Raw genomic sequence first — 19,350 nt, forward strand, 5'->3', positions numbered from 1 at the left:
CGGCGCGCCTGTGTCAGAATGCACGCCGCATAGATCGAATCACGAAAGAACAGCATGACCAAGAATGAAGCCATGAAACGCATCAACGACCGCCTGGGCAAACCCACCCTGACGGACAAGAACACGCACTTTGCCAGCGTCGCCAGCTATGGCACGGACGAAGGTTGGTGGCTGAAGATCCCCTTCCTGACGTTCAAGCAGGAATTGCACTTCATCCTCAACAATGAAAAAACGAAAAGCTTCCAGCACCTGAAGATCGGCGCCAACCAGATCCTCAGCCCCGGCATGAAGTTCCGCAGCACGGGCGGCGCCGCCGACGCCTTCATGTCGGCCTCGGCGCCGAAACGCCTGATCGACTTGCTCGACGGCGGCAGCAAGTACAACTTTACAAAACACTTCGTCAACGATTATCGCTACTGATGCACAGCCGTGCTGGCGTCGCCCGGCGGCAGTTGTGGCGGCAGCCACGCCCTGAGCAAATGCTGGGCGATGTCGAGCGCGTCGTCGCGGCTGGTGCCGAAATGCAGGGGATAGCCCCAGAACTTGCCAAATAGAACGGCAAAGGCCTTGCCGGCCAGGCGCTTGGCGGCGCTCGGTTCGATCAGCACCATGCCCTGGATATACGCGCGGATGGCGGCCTTGTTCTGCTTCATCCACAGCGATGCGCGCTTGCGCTCCGCCTGCGGGTGTTCATGCCCGTCCTCGTCAAAGCCTTCTTCGCTGAGGATGACAAACGCCTGCCGGCGCGCCAGCAGCGCGTCGAACTGGGCAAAAAGCACATCGGCCTGGGTATCTGCCGCGCCGTCGCGGCGCATCCAGACGAGTGGGAATGTGGAAAAATCGAGTTGCATGGGATGACTCCTTCAAGGGGGTTGCCGTTCCTCCTCACCTTCATCAGAACACTGGCGGCGGCGGTTGCCGTGGAAGCGGGGCTGCGGATGCCCATACGATAGCGTTGGCAGTGCTGCGCGTCATTGCATAAAATAGCCACAATATTATTCAATCCAGCCAAAGTCTTCCCATGCCCCATCCCCTTTTGCCCAGCATGCTGACGCCCCGCCTGGGCCTGGACGACGACGCCTCCATCCTCGATTTCGATGTCGATGGCGTGCTGCGACCCTTGCTGGCCGTGGGCCTGGCCAGCGTGCGCGAGGATGCGGAACAGGCGCCGCACCAGCACCGCAAGGGACAGCTGCTGTATGCCACGCGGGGCGTGATTCATTGCGAGGTGGAAAGCGGCGTGTGGATCGTGCCGCCCCAGTGCGCCGTGTGGATACCGGGCGGCCTGATGCACGCGGCGCAGGGCGTGGGCGAGGCGCAATGTTACTGCCTGTTTGTCGAGCCAGGCATGGCGCCGGCCTTGCCCGCCGTCTGCTGCACCGTGGCCGTCTCGCCATTGCTGCGCGAACTGATCGCCAAGGCGGCCGGTTTTCCCACCCTGGCCGCGCTGCAGGGCGCGCAGGAACGCCTGGTGCTCACCCTGCTCGATGAATTGGCGGCCGCGCCCGTGGAAGACTTGCATTTGCCGATGCCGCGCGATGCGCGGCTGCGCCGCCTGGCCGCCCTGCTGCTGGCGCAGCCTGCCGATAAACGCACGCTGGCCGAGTGGGCCAGCCGCATCGGCATGAGCGAGCGCAGCATGACCCGGCAATCCCTGGAGGAAATGGGCATGAGCGTGGGCCGCTGGCGCCGGCAATTGCACGTCATCCTGGCCTTGCAACGGCTGGCGCAAGGGCGCAGCGTGAAAGCGGTGGGGCTGGAACTCGGCTATGAAAATACCAGCGGTTTTGTCACCATGTTCCGCAAGGCGGTGGGCAAGCCGCCGGCCCGCTACCTGGCGGAACGGGAATCCAGGAGAATCTAAAAACGCATAAAAAAAGGCGGCATATGCCGCCTTCGTCTTGCATTGTCGCTCAAATCATCATACTTCGCGCGCCAGCGCCAGGAACTCCGTGCGCAGCGCCAGGTTCGGCTGCATCTCGCCCAGCATGGCCGAGGTGATGGTTTCTTCGCCCGGCGTGCGGATGCCGCGGCTTTCCATGCACAGGTGGCGGCAGCGTACGACCACGCCCACCGATTTCGGTTCCAGCACTTCCATCAAGGCATTGGCGATCTGCATCGTCATGCGCTCCTGCACTTGCAGGCGCTTGGAGAAGCAATCGACGAGGCGCGTCAATTTCGACAGGCCGACGATCTTGCCATTGGGCACGTAGCCGATGGTGGCCTTGCCGAAGAACGGCGCCAGATGGTGTTCGCAATGGCTGTAGACGGGGATGCCGCGCACGACGATCAGCTCGTTGTACTGTTCCGCGCCATCCTCAAAGGCTTTCAGCAAATCGACCGGGTCCTGGCCATAGCCGGAGGTCCAATGCTTCCAGGCTTTTGCCACGCGCGCCGGCGTTTCCAGCAAGCCAGGACGCTGCGGATCTTCACCAAAGCTGCTGATGAGCCGGCGCCAGTCGTTTTCGGAGAATTCTTGAGACATGCTAAACCACCCTAAAATTTGCAATTGCCGCCAGTATATAGAAAATGCGGCAAGCTGCCTGAGCAGCCCCCGCTTTACGGCACTGCCGGCGGGCGGTGCGCCTGCACCAGCAGCGCGGAAATCGACACGCTGGAACTCGCTTCCGGCCAGGCATCGCCGGGGCCGAACCAGCGCGCCTCGGCGATCTCGTTCTCGTCGAGGCGGATCTCGCCATCGAGGTAATCGGCCGTAAACGCGATCATCAGCGAATGGGGAAACGGCCAGGATTGGCTCATGAAGTACTGCAGGTTATGCACGCGCAAGCCCACCTCTTCCATCACTTCGCGGTGCACGGCTTCCTCGATCGATTCGCCCGCTTCCAGGAAACCGGCCAGGGGACTGAAACGCTGCGATGGCGAATGCTTGTGCATGGCCAGCAGCACTTGCTCGCCCTTGCGGATGAGTACCATCATGGCGGGCGAAATGCGCGGATACGCGAGCATGCCGCAGGCCGCGCAGGTGAAACAGCGTTCGCCGCGCGTGCGCTGCATGGGCCTGGCGCACACGCCGCAATGACAGTGCGTGCGCGCCCACTCGGCCAGTTGCGCGGCGCGGCTGGCCAGGCCCAGGAAAGCATCGTCGACGGCATGGAACAGCGAGCGCATGCCGTGCCAGGCCAGGGGGCCGTCGGCGGGCAAGGCCTCGTCATCCGTCCAGACGGTCTGGCAATAGCGGCCCTGCCACAAGCCCACGGGCTGGGCGCGGCTCAGGTCGATATCGAGCGCGGCCGCCTCGGCGGCAGTGGGCAGGGTCAGCTCGGGGGTACGCAACAATAAACGCCCGCGGTGAAAGACGAAGGTGAGCGTGTCTGCTGCCGCCGGGGCCGGTTCGGGAGCATCGATCAGGGGGACGAAGGCATCGGGTGTCTGCAGCATGCTTGGCGGAAATTTGTAAAGGTTGCTCATCATACTCCCGCCGGCGGACGCCTGCGCGCGTAGCAGCGGCCATGCAGCAAAGCAAGCATTCATGGGCCATGACAGTGTTTTTTTTACGGCACACCCAATCCGTTGCGTAAACGAGACTGATAACGATTCTCATTTACGAATTAGCGCCCAATAATTACAATGTCTGCCAACCCGTCCATCGCCAGCCACTTGCCCGCTTGCCACAGCACAGCGTCGCGCAGCCAGCCAGGAACCACTACCTGACCTTATCGAGAGAGCAAGATGGCAATCAAGAGCCGCAAACACGTCCAATCCCGTTTCAACCAGCACATCGGCGCCGCCCTGGCCGTGATGCTGCTGCCCGTTGCCGCCCAGGCCGCCGATCCGGCCGGTCAGAGCGCGCCCGCATCGCAGCAAACCCTGAACGAAGTCAAGGTCATTGGTTCCAAGGAAAATGATTTCAAGGCCGAAAAAGCCTCGTCGCCGAAATACACGGAAGAGCTGGTCAACACGCCGCAAACCATCGTCGTGATCAAGAAGGAATTGATCGAACAGCAAGGCGCGCTGACCCTGACGGATGCGCTGCGCAACACGCCGGGCGTGGGCACTTTCTTCCTCGGTGAAAACGGCAACACGAACACGGGCGACGCCGTCTACATGCGCGGTTTCGATTCGTCGGGCAGCATCTATGTCGATGGCGTGCGCGACGTGGGCTCCATTTCGCGCGACGTCTTCAACATCGAACAGATCGACGTCTTGAAGGGCCCGGCGGGCACCGACAGCGGCCGCGGCTCGCCGACTGGCTCGATCAATCTGGTCAGCAAGACGGCCACCATGGAAAACAAATTCAATTCGCTGCTGACGGCGGGCAGCGGCAAGCAGAAACGCGCCACGGCCGACTGGAACCGCATCCTCGACAGCGATACGGGCACGGCCTTGCGCCTGAACCTGATGACGCAGGACAGCGGCAATCCGGCACGCGATGAAGTCAAGAACAAGCGCTGGGCCTTCGCGCCCACCGTCACCTTCGGCATCGGTAAACCAACGCGCATCACGGCCAGCTACCTGCACGTGGATCAAAACAACGTGCCCGACGGCGGCGTGCCGACCATCGGCTTGCCGGGCTACTCGACACCGGACGTTCCAACGAAGGATCAACCGGTCATCCGCAGCTTCCTGAACAGCGCCGCCAGGGTCGATCCGAAGAATTTCTACGGTTCTACCTCGGACTACGACAAGATCAAGGCCGACATGGGCACCTTGCGCATCGACCATGATTTCTCGCCCAACGTGCAGCTGCAGAACACCACGCGCTACGGCAAGACCCAGCAAGACTACCTGCTGACGGCCTTCATGGGCAGCATGGGCAACCTGAAGACACCGGTCACCACCGATCCGTCGACCTGGACGCTGGCGCGCTCGCTGCGCACCGTGAAGGACCAGGAAAACACGATCCTGACCAACCAGACCGTGGTCAGCGCGCAATTCGACACGGGCGTGCTGAAGCACTCCGTGGTGGCCGGCGCCGAGTTCACCAGCGAAAAACAGACCAACTACAGCTATGTGCCCGCCAGCCTGGGCACCTTGCCGGCAGCGAACCTGTACAAGCCGAATCCGCGCGACACCGTCACCGGCCACAACCCTGTGCGCAGCGGCGCCTTCACCGAAGGCGAAGTCAACACGCAAAGCCTGTATGTGTTCGATACCATCAAGTTCGGCGACAAGTGGCTCTTCAACGGCGGCGTGCGCTTCGACCATTTCAACACCACGTATGACGCCGTCGCCCTGCAAGGGGCCGTGACTGCGCCTGCGGTACAGCCATTGCCAGTGGGCACGCCAATTCCCACCCACCTGACCCTGAGCGACACCCTGGCCAACGGCAAGATCTCGGCCATGTACAAGCCGACGCCGGACAGCAGCGTGTACGCCTTGCTGGCCACGTCGAAAGCACCGCCAGGCACCAATTTTGCCCTGAGCACCGCCGCCAGCAGCGCGCAAAACCTGAACTATGACCCACAGGAAACCATCACCAAGGAAATCGGCACCAAGTGGGACTTCCTGAAGCAAAAACTGTCGCTGTCGGCCGCCGTCTACCAGACCACCGTCAAGAATGAAGTGGAGCAAGATCCCGTCATCTCGACCATTTATTACCAGACCGGCAAGAAACGCGTGCAAGGCCTGGAACTGGGCGTGGTGGGCGAAATCATGCCGAACTGGCTGGTCAGCGCCGGCTACACCCGCATGAATACCAAGGTCGAGTCGAACAAGGTCTTCACGGCCAGCGGCGACAAGAACCTCACCTACACGCCAAAACAGGCGTTCACCAGCTGGACTTCGTACACCCTGCCATTCGGCCTGAAGATCGGCGGCGGCGCGCGTTACGTGGGTGAAATGCTGCGCGGCACCGACGGCGCCGTCGGCACGCCGGCCCGCGTGGATGCCTACTGGGTCTTCGACGCCATGGCAACCTACACCGTCAACAAGAACCTCGACGTGCAGTTGAACGCCTACAACCTGGCCGACAAGACCTATGTGGCGGCCATCAACAAGTCCGGCTTCCGCTACACCCCGGGCCAGCCCCGTTCGTTCAGCCTGACGGCGAATATCAAGTTCTAACGTCAAGAGAACACGCATTGCGTCACATCAAGCCCCTCTTCGGAGGGGCTTTTTTATTGTCCTGATAATCTTGTCTTTTTGGCGCACCGCCGCCCTGCCGCGACTAGCGTATGAAAAGTCATACAGCGATGTCCCGCCGCGTCCAATATTTCGCGCAAGCGCGCCAAGTTGCGACATCTAAACAACAAAAAAGCATCCTTAAATCAACAACTTAAGAAGTTAGGTTCCAAATTCCCATTTCAGGCATATCCTTTGCTATGTACAGGTTTTGCTGCAAATAATCGCTGGCACGCAAGGGCTTGTTTTTGAGAAATATTGACTCCAAGCTTGAGTTGCTCGCTATCAATAATCCGCTCACAGCGGCGTTTCACCGGAGGAGTCAAAATGAAAAAGAAACGGCCATTAACCCTGTACATCCTGATTGCCATGATCCTCGGCATTGCCGTGGGCTATGGATGCAACACCGCTTTCCCTGATGCCAAGCTCAGCGCTCAAATCGCTGGCAATATTTCTATCGTCACCGACGTCTTCCTGCGCCTGATCAAGATGATCATTGCGCTGCTGGTGTTCTCCACCCTGACCGTCGGTATCGCCCACATGGGCGACGGCAAGACGGCGGGCCGCATCGGCCTGAAAGCCATGTGCTGGTTCGTGGTGGCCTCGCTGGTGTCGCTGGCGCTGGGCATGGTGCTGTCGAACCTGATGCAGCTGGGAACCAACCTGGGTTTGCCATTGCCGGACATCCACGCGTCGACCAATCTGAAAACGGCCGCCTTCACCTTGAAAGATTTCTTCACGCACCTGGTGCCGAAGTCGCCGATCGAGGCCATGGCCAACAATGAAATCCTGCAAGTGCTGGTATTCTCGATCTTCTTCGGCGGCGCACTGGCCGGCCTGGGCGAATCGGGCAAGACCCTGACGGCCGTCGTCGACCAGCTGGCGCAAGTCATGCTGCGCATCACCGGCACCATCATGAACCTGGCCCCGCTGGCCGTGTTCGCCGCGATGGCTTCCGTCATCACCACCCACGGCCTGGGCGTGCTGGTCACGTTTGCCAAGTTCATGGGCGGCTTCTACGTTGGCCTGCTGTGCCTGTGGGCTCTGCTGATCGGCGCCGGTTTCGTGGTCATCGGCCCGCGCATCTTCAAACTGGTCGGCCTGATCCGCGAACCGTTCCTGCTGGCATTCTCGACGGCCAGCTCGGAAGCGGCCTATCCAAAACTGCTGACGGCGCTCGACCAGTTCGGCGTGGACCGCAAGATTTCCAGCTTCGTGTTGCCAATGGGCTACTCCTTCAACCTCGACGGTTCGATGATGTACTGCACCTTTGCCGTGCTGTTCATTGCGCAAGCCTACGGCATCGACCTGTCGATCGGCACCCAGATCACCATGCTGCTGCTGCTGATGCTGACCTCGAAAGGCATGGCCGGCGTGCCGCGCGCCTCGCTGGTGGTGATTGCCGCTACCCTGAACCAGTTCAATATTCCGGAAGCGGGCTTGCTGCTGCTGATGGGCGTCGACCAATTCCTCGACATGGGCCGTTCGGCCACCAACGCGGTCGGCAACGCCGTCGCCACGGCCGTCGTCGCCAAGTGGGAAGGTGGCCTGGCCACCGAGGAAGAAGCCGCCGCAGCCAACGCGGCCAGCCTGAACACGGAAAGCCATTGGGGCGAAGCGGATCACGCTAGCAAAGCCTGATAGCGCCATGGCCCGCCACAAGCGGGCCATTTATTTGTTGTCGATGTTGAGTAACAAGCAGTCAGGTAGTGCGATCAGTAGTCATTCCAACTTATTAGAGAGATTTTCATGAAAAAAGTCCTGTTTACCCTGCTGACCCTCGGCGCAGCCTCCACTGGCGCCATGGCCCAATCGAGCGTGACCATCTACGGCGTGGCTGACGCCGGCCTGGTGTTCGACAAGGATGCGGCTGGAGACCGCCTGAACCGCGTCGCTTCCGGCGTCGCTTCCGGCTCGCGCATCGGCTTCAAGGGCAAGGAAGACCTGGGCGGCGGCCTGGCCGCTACCTTCGTGCTGGAAAGCGGCTTCAATATCGACACCGGCACCTCGGGCCAGGGCGGTCTGCTGTTCGGCCGCCAGGCATATGTCGGCCTGACCGGCAGCGCCGGCGCCGTCACCCTGGGCCGCCAATATTCCCCGTACTACCTGGCCCTGCGCGACGTGGCCGATCCGTTCGTCATCGGCCTGGCCGGCACGGCATCGAACCTGATGGTGACGAATATCCGCGTCGATAACATGGTGCAATACACCACGCCGACCTGGAGCAAGCTGTCGGCCGACCTGGCGTATGGCTTTGGCGAAGTGGCCGGCGACAATGCGAAAAACCGCAGTATGGGCGGCGCCGTGCATTACATCGACGGTCCGCTGAACGTGACCCTGACGCACCACCGCAAGGAAAACTTGGTAGCGCAGCAAACGCGCAACACCCTGCTGGCCACGCGTTACGACTTTGGCGTGCTGCAAGGCAACTTCGGCTACGCCGACAACCGCGCCCTCGACAACAGCAAGAGCAACGACATCCTGCTCGGCTTCAGCGCCCCGTTCGGCGCCACCAAGCTGGTCGCGTCCTACATCCGCCACAACGACAAGAGCAACGCCAACCGTGACGCCCAGCAGTGGGCCATCGGCGCCTTCTACGCCCTGTCCAAGCGCAGCGACCTGTACACCGGTTACGGCCACATCAGCAACAAGAACGGCGCCACCTTCGTCGTCGGCAATGCCACGGACAATGGCACCGGCAACAGCGGCTTCAACCTGGGCATGCGCCATACCTTCTAAGGACGTCGAGCTGTCCGTGACATAGAAGTGTGAGCCGCCGGATGCATATCCGGCGGCTTTTTCTTTTTACGCAATATTTAAATGCGATACTGTGGGTTCTTGCAAGTTGGCAGCTGATTTTATGAATAGCAGTACTACGAAACCCTCCCTTTCCTGGCGCCAGCGCCTGTCGCAACGGTCGGGCCGCGAAACGCTGGCCTGGGGCGTGGTGCTGGCCGCCTGTCTGGCCACCGTCTGGCTCGTGTATTTCTGGACCGAACGCATCGCCATCGGCAAGCTGCAGGCCAGCGGCGCGCAGCGCCTCGAGGTATATGTCAGCAGCCTGGAAAATGCGCTGGAAAAATACGATTTCCTGCCCAAGACGCTGGAACTGAACCGCGACGTCATCCGCCTGCTGCAACATCCGGAAGACCCGGTGCTGGTCGATACGGTCAACCATTACCTCGAGCAAATGAATGCTCAGGCGAAATCATCGACCATTTTCATCAGCAACCTCGACGGCAACACGCGGGCCGCCAGCAACTGGCAACAGCCCGATAGCTTTATTGGCGACAATATCTCGTTCCGCCCCTACGCCCAGGACGCCCTGCGCGGCACGCCGGGCCGCTTCTATGGCGTGGGCACGACGCGGCTCGAACCCGGCTATTTCTTTGCCCACGGCATCTACCAGAATGGCCACATGCTGGGCCTGGCAACGGTGAAGGTGAACCTGGAAAACCTGGAAAAACGCTGGGTGCAAGGTGCCGACAAGGTGATGCTGGCCGACGAGCACGGCGTGATCTTCCTCAGCTCCATGGCGGACTGGAAATACAAGACCCTGGCGCCGCTGTCGCCCGCCATCGTCGAGGAACTCAACCGTACGCGCCAGTATTATTCGAAGCAGCTGGCAGCCATCCCCTTCGTTTCCGACCGCCAGCTGGGCAATGGCGCCCGCGTGATCAGCGTGCGCGAGCAGGAACACGCCGACACGCCGCCGAAGATCAGCTCGAGCGTCATGACGCAGATCAAGCTCAAGTCCCCGCAAGGCTGGACGTTCATTTACCTGTCCGACCTGGCGCAGGCCAAGGCCAGCGCGCGCGCCGCGGCCGCCTTTTCCTGCGTGCTGCTGGGCTTTTTCATGCTGCTGTTCTTTTACCTGCGCCAGCGCCGCGCGGCCGTGGCGCAAAAATTGCGCGCCCGCGAAGATCTGCAGCATGCCTATGACAACCTGGAAGCCATGGTCGAGGAACGCACGTCCGAACTCAATGCCATGACGCAAAGCCTGAGCCAGGAAATCGACGTGCGCAGCAAGGCCGAGCAAAAACTCCACATCACGCAAAACGAACTGTTTCAAGCCGGCAAGATGGCCGTGCTGGGACAAATGTCCGCCAGCATCACGCATGAACTCAACCAGCCGCTGACGGCGCTGCGCACCATGTCCGACAATGCCGTCATCCTGCTCGAACGGGGACGGCTCGACGACGCACGGCGCAACCTGGCAAAGATCTCGCAAATTGCAGCCAGGATGGGGACCATTACGGGTCAATTGAAGATTTTTGCGCGCAAATCGACGACCAGCCTGACCTCCGTCTCGATCCCCACGGCGATCAGCAACGCCCTGTTCCTCGTCGAACGCCGGCTGCAGGTGGAAAATGTGCGTTTTACTTTGCAACTGCCGCCCGAAGACATCTTCGCCATGTGCGAAAGCAACCGCCTGGAGCAAGTGCTGGTGAACCTGTACGCCAACGCGCTCGACGCCATGAACGGCAGCGACGTGCGCAGCCTGCGCGTGGCCGTCGAATGCACGCCGGAGCACGTGCTGATCCACGTGGCCGACACGGGACCTGGCCTGTCGACGGAAGTGTGCGAACACCTGTTCGAACCGTTCTTCACGACCAAGCCGCAAGGCCTGGGACTGGGACTGGGGCTGGCCATTTCCGAACAGATCACGCGCCAGTTCGGCGGCGTGCTGCGCGCCGAAAACGCCCCCGGCGGCGGCGCCATCTTCACCATCGAACTACAGATTGCAACGCAGGAGGAAAAACATGTTTGACGGCTTGAAGGTCTTGCTGGTCGAGGACGACCCCACCGTACGCGAAGGCAGCGAGCAGGCACTGCAGCTGGCCGGCCTGGACGTGCTGGCGTTTCACTCGGCCGAGCTGGCCTATAAACTGCTGACGCCGGATTTCCCCGGCATCGTCGTCAGCGACGTGCGCCTGCCCGGCATGAGCGGCCTGGAATTGCTGCAAGCGGTCAAGACGCTCGACGCCAACCTGCCCGTGATCCTCGTCACGGGCCACGGCGACATCACGATGGCCGTACACGCCATGCGCACGGGCGCCTACGATTTCATCGAAAAGCCGTATTCATCCGAGCAACTGGTCGACGTCATCCTGCGCGCGCTGGAAACGCGGCGCCTGACCCTGGAAGTGCACAGCCTGCGCCGCCAGCTCGAGGACGGTGGCGGCATCGAAGCTCGCCTGCTGGGCAATTCCGTGGCGATGCGCGACATACGGCGCCTGATACTCGACGTTGCCGACGAACCGGCCGACGTGCTGATCTATGGCGACACAGGCACGGGCAAGGAAATGGTGGCGCGCTGCCTGCATGACTTCAGCCACCGCCGCAAGCACAACTTCGTCGCCGTCAACTGCGGCGCGATTCCCGAAAGCATTTTTGAAAGCGAAGTCTTCGGCCACGAACCGGGCGCGTTCACGGGCGCGGCCAAGCGGCAGGTGGGCAAGATCGAGCACGCGGATCAAGGCACGTTTTTCCTCGACGAAATCGAATCGCTGCCCCTGTCCCTGCAAGTCAAATTGCTGCGCGTGCTGCAGGAACGCTATATCGAGCGCCTGGGCTCGAACGTGCCCACGCCCGTCGACGTGCGCGTCATCGCGGCGGCCAAGCTGGACCTGGAAGACTTGTCGCAGCAACAGAAATTCCGCAGCGACCTGTACTACCGCCTGAATCTGATCGTGCTGCATCTGCCGCCGCTGCGCGAACGGCGCGAGGACATTCCCATCCTGTTCGAACACTTCGTGCTGGCCGCCGCCGCCCGCTACAACCGCGCCGCGCCCGTCGTCTCCAGCGCGCAGATGCGCAACCTGATGGCCCATTCCTGGCCCGGCAATGTGCGCGAGCTGCGCAATATCGCCGACCGTTTCGTGCTGGGCATCGCCGGCGGCGCCTCGAGCTTGCTGGCGGCCGGGCTGGCCAGTCCCCTGTCGCTGGCGGAGCAGGTCAACGGCTTCGAACGCGCACTGATCGAACAGGAACTGCGCGCATATTCCGGCAACGTCAGCGAAGTGAGCGCAGTGCTCGGCTTGCCGAAGCAAACCTTGTACCACAAGATGCAGAAGTACAACCTGGTGGCCGAAGAGTTCCGCTGATCAGCCGACCCGGCCCGTGCGCAAGGGCGCGGCCCAGTCGGGCCGCCCGTTCGCCAGCGCCAGCCGGGCTGCCTTTTCCCAGTCATATACCACGGCGTGCAACTGCGCCGTCCAGGCACCATCGGTGCCCTGTTCGGCGATCGCATAGCGCGCATGCGGCGTGCCGTTTTCCATCACGTGCGGATAACCATGTTCGTCGTCGTAGGCTTGCAAGCCCACGCTGCCCGGATTGACGACCAGTCTGCCATCGGGCAAGCGCACCTGGCGCGGCATGTGCGTGTGGCCGCACAGGATCAGGGCCGCGTCCGTCGTCCCCGCCCGTTCGGCCACCTCGTCCGGCGTGGCGGCACGGCTGCCTTGCGGCGTGACGCTGTCGAGAAAATACACGAGATCGCTTTGCGGCGTGCCATGCACGAGCAGCACATCCTTGCGCAAGCGCAAGGTGGCAGGCAGGGCATTGATCCACGCGAGTTGTTCAGGCAACAGCTGCGCGCGCGCAAAAGCGTCCGACACGCCCATGCGGGCCGGGTCGCCGAACAATTGCCGCTCGTGGTTGCCGCGGATGGTGGGCAAGTCCAGCCCCATCAGGCGCGCCGCCGTGGCGCGCGGCTGCAGATGGCCCGAGACGATATCGCCCAGGTTGACGATCATGTCCACGCCACGCAGGGCGATGTCGGCCAGCACGGCCTCGAGCGCATCGAGGTTGCCGTGAATATCGGAAATGGCGGCAATTTTCATGCGGTGTCTCCTCCTCGTACACACCATTCTGCCCGCGTTCCCCCTTGCAGGCAATGCCGGCATGTGTACCGGCTCTTACACACGGTAGGACAAATCCGACGGGAATTTGCGTCGTGCGGCTACGTGATCCAAAAGTAACAATTGCTACCATTTCCTCATTGCATTACCGCATCACGCCAGCCGCCCCGACGTCGCGGCCCGTTCACTTTATTTTGAGGAGTAGCCCCATGTTTGCCACGCCCGTTCCCGCCCGCCTGACCCCGCCACGTTTGCGCCATCTTGCCTTGCGCAGCACCATGATGCTGGGCGTGCTGGGTGTCGCCACGGCCGCCGCCACGGCGCGGGCGGAACCGTCGCCCGCGCTGGATCGCGTCAGCATCTCGGTGGGGGCGTTTTCCGCCGATCCGCGCATCAATATCGGCGCCGACACGCAGTTTGGCCGCATCGATGCGCCCGAATCGAAGCAAAGCCACACGACCATCCCCCGCATCAAGGCGGACTTGCTGATCGGCGACCGCCATGGCCTGGCATTCGACTACTACCGCTACGACAAATCCTACACGCCAAGCCTGACAGGCGACACCATCATCAATGGCCAGCCCGTCACGGGCACGGCCACGGCGAATGCCGATTTAAAACTGGACCTGGCCAAGCTGGCCTATAAATGGTGGCTGGGCAGCGGCAACGATACCTTCGGCATCGGCCTGGGCGCCGCCTACTACCACGCCAGCCTGAATGGCACGGCCACCGGCATCGTCAATGGCGAGACGGCCACGGCGCGCGATTCCATCGGCGAGCACGCGTTCGCGCCGCTGCTGGAAGTGGGCTGGCGCCACGCGTTTACACCGGACTTGCGCATGTATGCGGAAGCGTCGGGCATCAAGAAAAACGGCGGGCGCATCAACGGCCACATCTACGGCGGCAATATCGGCGTGGAATGGTTTCCGTTCAAAAATATCGGTTTCGTGGCCGACTACGGCATTTCGAAAATCAAGCTGCACCGCGACAGCGAACGCGATGCCGACCTGAACGTGCGCCTGACGGGGCCGTCGGCGTATGTGAAAGTACGCTTCTAAACGCGCTCAAGCCGCCGGTTTCAGCAAGGTCAGCTGGAACTGCGGCAAGGCAGGGTCGTCATACGCCTCGACCCTGGCAAACGGCAGACGCGCAAACGCGTGATGCCAGAACGCGCAGGCAGCGGCATCGTCGCGGAATGTCGCCACCAGCCACGTCTGCGCGCTGTCCAGCAGCACCCTGCGTACCACTTCCAGCGCCACGCCCCGGCGCCGGTATTTCTTCAGGACAAAAAAGTCGCTGAATTCCTGCACCGGCAGCTCACCCGCCATGCCAGGTTCCGTGAGGAAAAAGCCGGCCAGTTCGCCATCGACCTCGATCCAGCTGGCCGTGTGGCCGGCTGCGTGCACATACGACGCCAGCCCCGCGTCGCACACGTCATAGCGGCCACCGGCCAGCAGCGCCTCGCCGCTCCAGGCGGAATTGTCATAGCAGTACAGTTGAAACAGCTGCGCCAATGCGCCCTCTTCGCCCGGGGCAATGGCGCGCAACGCGATGACCTTGTTTATTGCATGCATGAAGAGCTTTCCCGCACGATGGCGCCCATCCAGTCCGCGATCTTATCACCGTCACTCACCCCCGCCCTCCCGCATTTCATGCCTGCATTTCCTCCCTTGGTCGCAAAAGCATTAATTTTCTTCCAATTGGTTATATATTATTGTTTTTAAGTAACATCCGCCATCGCGGTTGACGAAAAACAAGGGTGATCCCCTTCCACAGACCGGCAGACACGCATCTGCCGGCTTTCATACCCAAGCTCTGGAGAGTGCTGCACATGCTATCGATCAAACAGCTGAACAAAACGTATGCGAATGGCGTCAAGGCCATCAACAATGTCAGCCTGGAGATTCCCAACGGAATGTTCGGCTTGCTGGGGCCTAACGGCGCGGGCAAGTCCTCGCTGATGCGCACCATTGCGACATTGCAAGATCCCGATAGCGGCAGCATCCATTTCGATGGCATCGATGTGCTGCAGGACAAGGCCGGCCTGCGCCGCCAGCTCGGCTATCTGCCGCAGGATTTCGGCGTGTATCCGAAGGTCAGCGCGGAAACCCTGCTCAACCACTTTGCCGTCCTGAAAGGCTTGACGGAGAAGGGCCCGCGCAAGGAAGCAGTGGAAGCCCTGTTGCAGCAAACCAATCTGTGGGAAGCGCGCAAGCGCAACCTGGGCACGTATTCGGGCGGCATGCGCCAGCGCTTCGGCATCGCCCAGGCGCTGCTGGGCGCGCCGCGCCTGGTGATCGTCGATGAGCCGACGGCCGGCCTGGACCCGGACGAACGCAACCGCTTCCTGAACCTGCTGGCGAAGATCGGCGAACAGGTGGTGGTGATCCTGTCGACCCACATCGTCGACGACGTGACGGACCTGTGCCCGCGCATGGCCATGATCGTCAAGGGGCAAGTGCTGGTGCAAGGCGAGCCGCAGGCGGCCATCGACACCCTGCTCGGCAAGGTGTGGCGCCGCAGCGTCGGCATGGACGAGCTGGCGCAGTACCAGCAGTCGCACAATGTGCTGTCGACGCGCCTGGTGGGCGGCAAGCCGCAAATCAATGTGTATGCCGACAGCCAGCCCGACAGCGGCTTCGTGCAGATCGCCCCGGACCTGGAAGACGTGTACTTCTTGCATGTGCGCAACGCTGCCCGCAACGGCGCCGCCGTTCCCGCTGCGGCACCGTCCGCCATCGCGGCGTAAGGAGCGCGCCATGTGGAAGGAATTTTTCAAGTTTGACCTCGGCTATCAGCTGAAACAGCCGCTGCTGTGGGTATTTGCCGTCATCCTGGCCTTGCTGGCCTTTGGCGCCAGCAGCAGCGATTCGATCCAGATCGGCGGCGCCATCGGCAACATCAACCGCAATGCGCCCACCGTGGTGGCGCAGCTGCTGACGATGTTCAGCCTGCTGTCGATGTTGCTCATCACCATCTTCATCGCCGGCGCCGTGCTGCGCGACAGCGAAGTGGGCATGGCCGACATGCTGTTCGCCACGCCCATGCGTAAATGGGATTACCTGTTCGGCCGCTTCGCCGCCGGCTTTGTCGCCTGCCTGGTCATCTTCGCCTGCATCGCCTTCGGCACCATGCTCGGCCCCCTCATGCCCTGGGTCGATGCGCAGCGCGTGGGCGCGTTCCCGCTGCAGGCGTATGCGTGGAGCTTCGCCGTGATGGTGATCCCCAACCTGCTCTTCATCGGCGCCCTGCTGATGCTGCTGGCGGCCACCACGCGCTCGATGATGCTGGTCTACGTGGGCGTGCTGGGCTTTTTCGTGCTGTGGGGCACGGCCGGCGCCTTTACGCGCGACATCAACAACGAATGGATCGCCGTCCTGCTCGACCCGTTCGGCATGCGCGCCCTGGGCCGCATGACGCGCTACTTCACGTCCGCCGAAGCGAACGCGGGGCTGCCGCCGTTTGCCGGCTTCCTGCTGGCCAACCGCCTGCTGTGGCTGGGTATCACGGCGGTGCTGTTCGCCGCCACCGTGATCCTGTTCAAGCCGCAGCGCACGGGCACGGGAAAACGCCTGTTCGGCAAGCACAAGGCCGAAACGAGCGGCCCCGCCGTCACGGCGCCGCGGGACCTGCCGCGCAGCGTCCCCACCTTGACGGCCGCGACGGCCTGGCGCCAGTGGTGGCAAATCCTGCGCTTCGACGCCGTCGGCGTCTTCAAGAGCCTGCCCTTCCTCGTCATGCTGCTGTTCGGCATGATCAACCTGATCGCTGCCGCGAATGTCGGCAAGAATATGTATGGCACGGCCGTGTATCCGATGACACATTTGCTGTTACAGCAGATCAGCAACAGCTTCAGCTTCCTCCTGATCATCATCGTCACCTTCTATGCGGGCGAACTGATCTTCAAGGAACGGCAAGCGAGGATGGCCGACGTCAGCGACGCCATGCCCGTGCCCGACTGGGTTCCCCTGCTGGCCAAATGCACGGCCCTGATCGGCGTCATCGCCGGCTACCTGCTGGCGGGCGTCCTCACGGCCATCGGCTTCCAGCTCGTCAAGGGCGGCGCGCCCGTGGAACTGGGGCTGTACCTGAAAGGCACCCTGCTGGGCGCCCTCTTCTTCGTGCTGATGGGCTTGTGCGCGCTCACCCTGCAAGTGTTGTCGAATAACAAGTTCATCGGCTACCTGCTGGTGATCCTGCTGATGGTGGCGCAAGCCGTGCAGGGCATGCTGCACTTCGAACACAATCTGTACGCGTTTGGCGGCACGCCGGCCATCCCGTATTCGGACATGAATGGCTATGGCCACTTCTTGACGGGCTGGGCCTGGTTCGCGCTGTACTGGAGCCTGTTTACCGTGGCCCTCGTCATGCTGGCGCAGGCGTTCTGGGTGCGCGGCCTGCCGAACGGCTGGCGCGCGCGCGTGGGCCTGGCCCATCAGCGCCTGCAGGGCCGTGCAGGCGCCGCGCTGGCCGTGGTGCTGCTGTGCTGGGCAGGCACGGGCGGCTGGATCTTCTACAACACGAACGTGCTGAACAAGTACGAGACGTCGAACATCGGCATGGACAAGCAGGCGCGCTACGAAAAACTGTACCAGCGCTACCAGCACTTGCCCCAGCCGAAGATCACGGAAGTCCAGGCCAATGTGGATATTTATCCTGAGCAGCGTAAAGTCTTGATCAAGGGCCATTATGTGCTGCAAAACAAGACGGCGCAGCCACTCGATACCCTGCGCATCCAGCTCGACCCGCAACTGAAGACGACGTGGTTGAACTTGCCGGCGCACAAGGTCGTACTCGACGACAAGGAGCTCGGTTTCAGCATCCTCAAGCTGGCGCAAGCGCTGGCGCCCGGCGCCACCCTGCCGCTGGACTTCACGGTAGCCGTCACGCACCAGGGTTTCACCAACAGCGGCGCGCCGGACCAGGTCAACCTGAACGGCAGCTTCTTCAACAACCAGGCTTATTTCCCCCACTTCGGCTATGCGAAGGAAATGGAATTGCTTGACCGCAATGAACGCCGCAAGCGGGGCCTGGGCGAACCGCAGCGCATGGCCAAGCTGGAAGACACGTCCGCGTATGGCAACACGGTGCTGGGCGGCGATGCCGACTGGATCCATTTCGACACGACGGTGTCCACCAGCGGCGAGCAGATCGCCCTGGCGCCCGGCTATCTGCAAGGCAGCTGGGAAAAGGATGGCCGCCGCTATTACCGCTACAAGATGGACCAGCCGATGCTGCCGTTCTTTGCCTACCTGTCGGCGCGCTGGGAAGTCAAGAAAGGTGCGTGGCGCGGCTTGCCGATCGAAATTTATTTCGACAAGAAACACGGCTACAACACGGATCGCATGATCACGTCCGTGCAAAAGTCGCTCGACTATTACAGCACCGAGTTTACGCCCTACCAGCACAAGCAGGTGCGCATCCTGGAATTCCCCGGCTACCAGAGCTTCGCCCAGTCGTTTGCCAACACGATTCCGTATTCGGAAGGCATCGGCTTCATCGCCGACCTGCGCAACAAGGATGACATCGACTATGTGTTTTACGTCACGGCGCATGAAATGGCGCACCAGTGGTGGGGCCACCAGGTGATCGGCGCCAATGTGCAGGGCGCCAGCATGCTGATGGAATCGCTGGCGCAATACTCGGCCTTGATGGTGATGGAAAAGGAATACGGCCGCGACAAGATGCGCCGCTTCCTGCGCTATGAACTGGACCGCTATCTGAGCGGACGCGGCGGCGAAGCCATCGAGGAATTGCCGCTGGCGCGTGTAGAGGGACAGCAATACATCCACTACAACAAGGGCAGCCTGGTGTTCTACCGCCTGCGCGATGAAATCGGCGAAGCCGCCCTGAACCGTGCCCTGAAACGCTATCTGCAGGACAAGGGTTACCAGCAGGTGCCGTTCACCACGTCGTCGGAATTGCTGGCCTATATCCGCGCCGAAGCACCGCAGGACAAGCAAGCCCTGATCACGGACCTGTTCGAGAAGATCGTGTTCTACGATAACCGCGTCACGCAAGCGACGGCCGTCAAGCGCCCGGATGGCCAGTGGGATGTCACCATGCAATTGCACCTGGCCAAGCTGGAGTCCGACGGCAAGGGCAAGGAAAGCCCGCGCGCCTACGACGAACCGGTGGAGATCGCCATCTTCGCGCGCGCGCCGGGCGCCGGGGAGAAGGATGAAAAAGTCTTGTTCACCGACAAGCGCATGTTGTCCGGCAGCGACCCCGTGGTCACCATCACGGTGAAGGAAAAACCATTTGAAGTGGGTGTCGATCCGTACAACAAGATGATCGACCGGGTCTCGCGCGATAACCGCAAGGAAGTCAGCGTGAATTAAGGCTGCAATGAAACCTTGATGCAACGCAAACAGGCCGCCCTATCCGTGATAGCGCGGCCTGTTTT

15 protein-coding genes are annotated in these 19,350 nt (G+C 61.8%); 10 read left to right on the plus strand and 5 right to left on the minus strand.

Features of this window, described 5'->3' with window-relative positions; all coding sequences use genetic code 11:
• Positions 1–54 precede the first annotated feature (54 nt).
• Complete coding sequence (locus OX459_RS24905; protein WP_070224789.1) at positions 55–420, plus strand: hypothetical protein; 366 nt, start codon at positions 55–57, stop codon at positions 418–420.
• On the opposite strand, the gene OX459_RS24910 is transcribed toward OX459_RS24905, so the two are convergent.
• Positions 414–851 carry a hypothetical protein gene (locus OX459_RS24910; RefSeq protein WP_289906953.1) on the minus strand — a complete coding sequence of 146 codons (438 nt, stop codon included), beginning with the start codon at positions 849–851 and terminating at the stop codon, positions 414–416. The two genes, OX459_RS24905 and OX459_RS24910, sit on opposite strands and share 7 nt — an antisense overlap.
• A 170-nt stretch (positions 852–1,021) precedes the next feature.
• Between OX459_RS24910 and OX459_RS24915 the strand changes: the two genes are divergently transcribed.
• Positions 1,022–1,864, plus strand: coding sequence for a helix-turn-helix transcriptional regulator (locus OX459_RS24915; protein ID WP_289906954.1), 843 nt, complete (start codon positions 1,022–1,024; stop codon positions 1,862–1,864).
• Positions 1,865–1,921: 57 nt separating this feature from the next.
• Here the strand turns inward: OX459_RS24915 and folE are convergent, their stop codons facing one another.
• Together folE and nudC are read right to left on the minus strand one after the other, a co-directional pair.
• Complete coding sequence (gene folE / locus OX459_RS24920) at positions 1,922–2,485, minus strand: GTP cyclohydrolase I FolE (RefSeq protein WP_099666133.1); 564 nt, start codon at positions 2,483–2,485, stop codon at positions 1,922–1,924.
• 74 nt (positions 2,486–2,559) lie between these two features.
• Positions 2,560–3,399: an NAD(+) diphosphatase gene (gene nudC, locus OX459_RS24925; RefSeq protein WP_289907060.1), complete on the minus strand. Its 840-nt coding sequence runs from the start codon at positions 3,397–3,399 to the stop codon at positions 2,560–2,562.
• Between the two features lie 291 nt (positions 3,400–3,690).
• Here nudC and OX459_RS24930 point away from each other — a divergent pair, with 291 nt between their 5' ends.
• The 5 genes from OX459_RS24930 to OX459_RS24950 all read left to right on the plus strand — a co-directional run bounded on the left by OX459_RS24930 (position 3,691) and on the right by OX459_RS24950 (position 12,188).
• Positions 3,691–6,024, plus strand: a complete 2,334-nt coding sequence (locus OX459_RS24930; RefSeq protein ID WP_289906955.1) for a catecholate siderophore receptor Fiu — start codon at positions 3,691–3,693, stop codon at positions 6,022–6,024.
• A 384-nt stretch (positions 6,025–6,408) separates the two neighbouring features.
• Complete coding sequence (locus tag OX459_RS24935) at positions 6,409–7,722, plus strand: dicarboxylate/amino acid:cation symporter (protein ID WP_077398166.1); 1,314 nt, start codon at positions 6,409–6,411, stop codon at positions 7,720–7,722.
• A gap of 108 nt (positions 7,723–7,830) precedes the next feature.
• Complete coding sequence (locus tag OX459_RS24940; RefSeq protein ID WP_289906956.1) at positions 7,831–8,820, plus strand: porin; 990 nt, start codon at positions 7,831–7,833, stop codon at positions 8,818–8,820.
• Positions 8,821–8,941: 121 nt separating this feature from the next.
• Positions 8,942–10,852 carry an ATP-binding protein gene (locus OX459_RS24945; protein WP_289906957.1) on the plus strand — a complete coding sequence of 637 codons (1,911 nt, stop codon included), beginning with the start codon at positions 8,942–8,944 and terminating at the stop codon, positions 10,850–10,852.
• Positions 10,845–12,188: a sigma-54 dependent transcriptional regulator gene (locus tag OX459_RS24950; RefSeq protein WP_077398169.1), complete on the plus strand. Its 1,344-nt coding sequence runs from the start codon at positions 10,845–10,847 to the stop codon at positions 12,186–12,188. Before OX459_RS24945 ends, OX459_RS24950 begins: the two co-directional genes overlap by 8 nt.
• Here OX459_RS24950 and OX459_RS24955 read toward each other — a convergent pair whose 3' ends face one another.
• Positions 12,189–12,926, minus strand: coding sequence for a metallophosphoesterase family protein (locus tag OX459_RS24955; protein ID WP_289906958.1), 738 nt, complete (start codon positions 12,924–12,926; stop codon positions 12,189–12,191).
• A 227-nt stretch (positions 12,927–13,153) separates the two neighbouring features.
• On the opposite strand from OX459_RS24955, the gene OX459_RS24960 reads away from it, so the two are divergent.
• Positions 13,154–14,002, plus strand: coding sequence for a hypothetical protein (locus OX459_RS24960; protein ID WP_099666128.1), 849 nt, complete (start codon positions 13,154–13,156; stop codon positions 14,000–14,002).
• A gap of 6 nt (positions 14,003–14,008) precedes the next feature.
• On the opposite strand, the gene OX459_RS24965 is transcribed toward OX459_RS24960, so the two are convergent.
• Positions 14,009–14,518 (minus strand): GNAT family N-acetyltransferase, encoded by a 510-nt coding sequence (locus OX459_RS24965; RefSeq protein WP_289906959.1) that lies wholly within the window; start codon positions 14,516–14,518, stop codon positions 14,009–14,011.
• Positions 14,519–14,775: 257 nt separating this feature from the next.
• On the opposite strand from OX459_RS24965, the gene OX459_RS24970 reads away from it, so the two are divergent.
• Both OX459_RS24970 and OX459_RS24975 read left to right on the plus strand, forming a co-directional pair.
• A complete protein-coding gene (locus OX459_RS24970; protein WP_289906960.1) occupies positions 14,776–15,693 on the plus strand; it encodes an ABC transporter ATP-binding protein in 918 nt (305 codons plus the stop codon).
• Between the two features lie 10 nt (positions 15,694–15,703).
• The gene (locus OX459_RS24975) at positions 15,704–19,285 is read left to right on the plus strand and encodes a M1 family aminopeptidase (protein ID WP_289906962.1); all 3,582 of its coding nucleotides are present in this window, start codon (positions 15,704–15,706) and stop codon (positions 19,283–19,285) included.
• Positions 19,286–19,350 lie beyond the last annotated feature (65 nt).

It is taken from the genome of Janthinobacterium sp. SUN026 (assembly GCF_030397625.1).
Taxonomy (GTDB): Bacteria; Pseudomonadota; Gammaproteobacteria; order Burkholderiales; family Burkholderiaceae_D; genus Janthinobacterium; species Janthinobacterium kumbetense.

What these genes read in the sequence shown, in the direction of transcription:
- OX459_RS24930 (WP_289906955.1), top strand. Translation starts at nt 3,691, where the DNA reads ATGGCAATCAAGAGCCGCAAACACGTCCAATCCCGTTTCAACCAGCAC.
- OX459_RS24945 (WP_289906957.1), top strand. Translation starts at nt 8,942, where the DNA reads ATGAATAGCAGTACTACGAAACCCTCCCTTTCCTGGCGCCAGCGCCTG.
- OX459_RS24910 (WP_289906953.1), bottom strand. Translation starts at nt 851, where the DNA reads ATGCAACTCGATTTTTCCACATTCCCACTCGTCTGGATGCGCCGCGAC.
- OX459_RS24915 (WP_289906954.1), top strand. Translation starts at nt 1,022, where the DNA reads ATGCCCCATCCCCTTTTGCCCAGCATGCTGACGCCCCGCCTGGGCCTG.
- OX459_RS24970 (WP_289906960.1), top strand. Translation starts at nt 14,776, where the DNA reads ATGCTATCGATCAAACAGCTGAACAAAACGTATGCGAATGGCGTCAAG.
- OX459_RS24950 (WP_077398169.1), top strand. Translation starts at nt 10,845, where the DNA reads ATGTTTGACGGCTTGAAGGTCTTGCTGGTCGAGGACGACCCCACCGTA.
- OX459_RS24935 (WP_077398166.1), top strand. Translation starts at nt 6,409, where the DNA reads ATGAAAAAGAAACGGCCATTAACCCTGTACATCCTGATTGCCATGATC.
- OX459_RS24965 (WP_289906959.1), bottom strand. Translation starts at nt 14,518, where the DNA reads ATGCATGCAATAAACAAGGTCATCGCGTTGCGCGCCATTGCCCCGGGC.
- OX459_RS24905 (WP_070224789.1), top strand. Translation starts at nt 55, where the DNA reads ATGACCAAGAATGAAGCCATGAAACGCATCAACGACCGCCTGGGCAAA.
- folE (WP_099666133.1), bottom strand. Translation starts at nt 2,485, where the DNA reads ATGTCTCAAGAATTCTCCGAAAACGACTGGCGCCGGCTCATCAGCAGC.
- OX459_RS24975 (WP_289906962.1), top strand. Translation starts at nt 15,704, where the DNA reads ATGTGGAAGGAATTTTTCAAGTTTGACCTCGGCTATCAGCTGAAACAG.
- OX459_RS24940 (WP_289906956.1), top strand. Translation starts at nt 7,831, where the DNA reads ATGAAAAAAGTCCTGTTTACCCTGCTGACCCTCGGCGCAGCCTCCACT.
- OX459_RS24955 (WP_289906958.1), bottom strand. Translation starts at nt 12,926, where the DNA reads ATGAAAATTGCCGCCATTTCCGATATTCACGGCAACCTCGATGCGCTC.
- OX459_RS24960 (WP_099666128.1), top strand. Translation starts at nt 13,154, where the DNA reads ATGTTTGCCACGCCCGTTCCCGCCCGCCTGACCCCGCCACGTTTGCGC.
- nudC (WP_289907060.1), bottom strand. Translation starts at nt 3,399, where the DNA reads ATGCTGCAGACACCCGATGCCTTCGTCCCCCTGATCGATGCTCCCGAA.